Here is a 2,436-nt window from a genome sequence, read left to right as displayed (position 1 = left end):
ATTCTTGACCACGCCCTTCATCGAGGCCTGGAAGCCGCTGGAATCCCCGTCGAGCTGGCCTTTGCCAACGAGGCGGACGGCGACTACCTGGAGGCCTCGCTGGCGAACAATCCGATCTGGAAATCGGATTCGATCGCCATCGAGGCTCCAATGCAGGACGTGGAATGGCGGAAGCTGCCGGCCATCGACATCCTCGCGGCGGGGCTTCCTTGCACAGGGGCCTCCCTCTCGGGTCGAGCGAAAAACCGCTTGGCGAAAGCCGAGGAGCACGAAACCGCTGGTCCGTTGTTCGTCGCGTTTCTCGCGGCGATTCAGACCTTGCGGCCGAGTGTGATCCTGCTGGAGAACGTGCCTCAGTACGGCACCACGACCAGCATGACGGTGATCCGGTCCATCTTGAGCAGCCTCGATTACGAGCTGCACGAGACGGTTCTCGATGGATTTGAGCTGGGCTCGATGGAGCGGCGCAATCGGTTCTGCATGATTGCAACCAACCCGGAGGTGCCATTCTCGTTCGACGGGCTGCGTGCCGTTCGGGATCGTGAGTCGTGTATCCGGGACATCCTGGAGGACATCGACCCTGACGATCCTGCCTGGAAGGCATACAGCTACCTGGCCGAGAAGGAGGTCCGCGACAAGGAGGCCGGGAAAGGCTTTCGGCGGCAGCTCCTCGATGGATCCGAGGAGAGCCTTGGGACCATCGGACGCGGGTACGCCAAGGCGCGGTCCACCGAGCCGTTCATTCGGCATCCGAGCGATTCGGCGCTCACTCGGTTGCTGACACCGAAGGAGCATGCCCGCGTCAAAGCGGTTCCTGAGTCCCTGATCGCAGGGCTCTCCGCCACGCGCGCGCATGAAATCCTGGGTCAGTCTGTGGTGCACGCCGCATTTGAAGCCGTCGGAATGCACCTCGGGCGCGCTCTATCCGCCTTGCGGGACTCGATGCAGTCCCATCCACCCATCGCGGCATAAGTCGTGCCGCTCACCGGTCGCGCCCACTCAGCAATCTGCTGGGTGGGCGCGCATCAACTGACGGCCTTCGGGCCGCCATTCCCGGAAGCCGCCCTGGCTTTGCCAGCGGCGGGTTTTATGACAGAGTTTGAACAAACGCGACCCTTACCATCGGCTAGGGGTGGCGTCATTCCCGAGGGTCGCGGGCGATCCTCGGGAATGACAGCTTTACCGCCCGCCTGAGCGTATCAGGCCCCTGAAAGCACCCCCGGATCGGGCAGGGGTGCGCCGGCTTCGCCGGTCGATCCATTCCTTTACCCACCACGGGGACACCGACCCCGTGGGGGCGGTCTGTCCCCTCCATGCAGGAGATAGACCTATGTCGATCCAACCGATTGCCCATGCGCGCATTGCCGATCTGAAGCCGATTTCCCGGGGACGATTCGAGCTGTGTCGTTCTGGCACTCGATACCGCATTGGTATTCAACCGAACGGAGCCATTCGGCTCCTATCCGTCTCGTCCGCCCGCGCGACCTGACGGCTCTCAACCCACCACGGGGACACCGCTCCCCGTGGGGGCGGTCTGTCCCCTCCTTGCAGGAGACTGACCATGTCCATGCTGATTCACATCGTCCCCGACACGGACCCTTTCAACCCACGCGAAGACTGCGACAACCTTCTCGGAAACATGGTGTGCTGGCACAGCCGCTATGAGCTGGGAGACCAACAGCCTGCAGAGAGCCCCCGCGAGTGGGCGCTGCAGGTGGCATGCGAGTTCAAGCCATCCATTGAAGATCAGGTCGAGCGTTTCGCCGACCGATTGTGGAACCGTCTGGACGCCACTGAACCCCGCCTGGAGAAGCGGCTGCACGAGCACAGCCAACAGGTGATCCAGTTCCAGGAGCAGAAGGTGGACGCGATCCTTGATCGATACATGATCATGGTGCCGCTCTACCTCTATGACCACTCGGGGATCACGATGTCCACCCGACCATTCAGCTGTCCATGGGATAGCGGTCAGGTCGGGTGGATCTACGTGACCCGCGAGGAAGCCCGCCGCGCGTTCGGGTGGAAACGTCTGAGCCCGCGACGGGTGGCGCGAATCCGCTCGATCCTGGAGGCCGAGGTCGCAGCTTACGACCAATACCTGCAGGGCGAGGTCTACGGATACGTCGTCTATCAGAACGGCGTCGAGGTGGATTCCTGCTGGGGTTTTTTCTCCGATTCGTTCGGCGAGGACTACCGGCAAAACGGCATGGCCGAACACTGGCCGGATGGATGGGAGAATGCCCAAATCATCGTGTCCATGGATCCGCACGCCCAGCTCGAAGTGGCCTAGTGGTCACATTGCCATGAACCGCGTGCATCAAATGATGTTCGCAGGATCAACCCTGACGGCCTTCGGGCCGTCATTCCCGAGGGTCGCGCGCGATCCTGGGGAATGACGGCTTTACCGCCCGCCTGAGCGTATCAGGCCCCTGAAGC

At 62.4% G+C, this 2,436-nt stretch carries 2 protein-coding genes; both read left to right on the top strand.

Features of this window, described 5'->3' with window-relative positions; all coding sequences use genetic code 11:
* The coding region (locus tag F618_RS15135; protein ID WP_019569008.1) for a DNA cytosine methyltransferase at positions 1–972 on the top strand (972 nt) is incomplete at its 5' end.
* Positions 973–1,561: 589 nt separating this feature from the next.
* Positions 1,562–2,290 (top strand): hypothetical protein, encoded by a 729-nt coding sequence (locus tag F618_RS0114530; RefSeq protein ID WP_019569007.1) that lies wholly within the window; start codon positions 1,562–1,564, stop codon positions 2,288–2,290.
* Positions 2,291–2,436 lie beyond the last annotated feature (146 nt).

Origin of the sequence: Thioalkalivibrio sp. ALMg13-2, assembly GCF_000381185.1 — a bacterium.
Classification (GTDB): Bacteria; Pseudomonadota; Gammaproteobacteria; order Ectothiorhodospirales; family Ectothiorhodospiraceae; genus Thioalkalivibrio; species Thioalkalivibrio versutus.
Note: the sequence above shows the minus strand (reverse complement) of the source record. Positions and strands in the feature narration are given on the sequence as shown.

Excerpts from the sequence above, each read along its gene's own strand:
- F618_RS0114530 (WP_019569007.1), top strand. The coding sequence starts at position 1,562 with ATGTCCATGCTGATTCACATCGTCCCCGACACGGACCCTTTCAACCCA.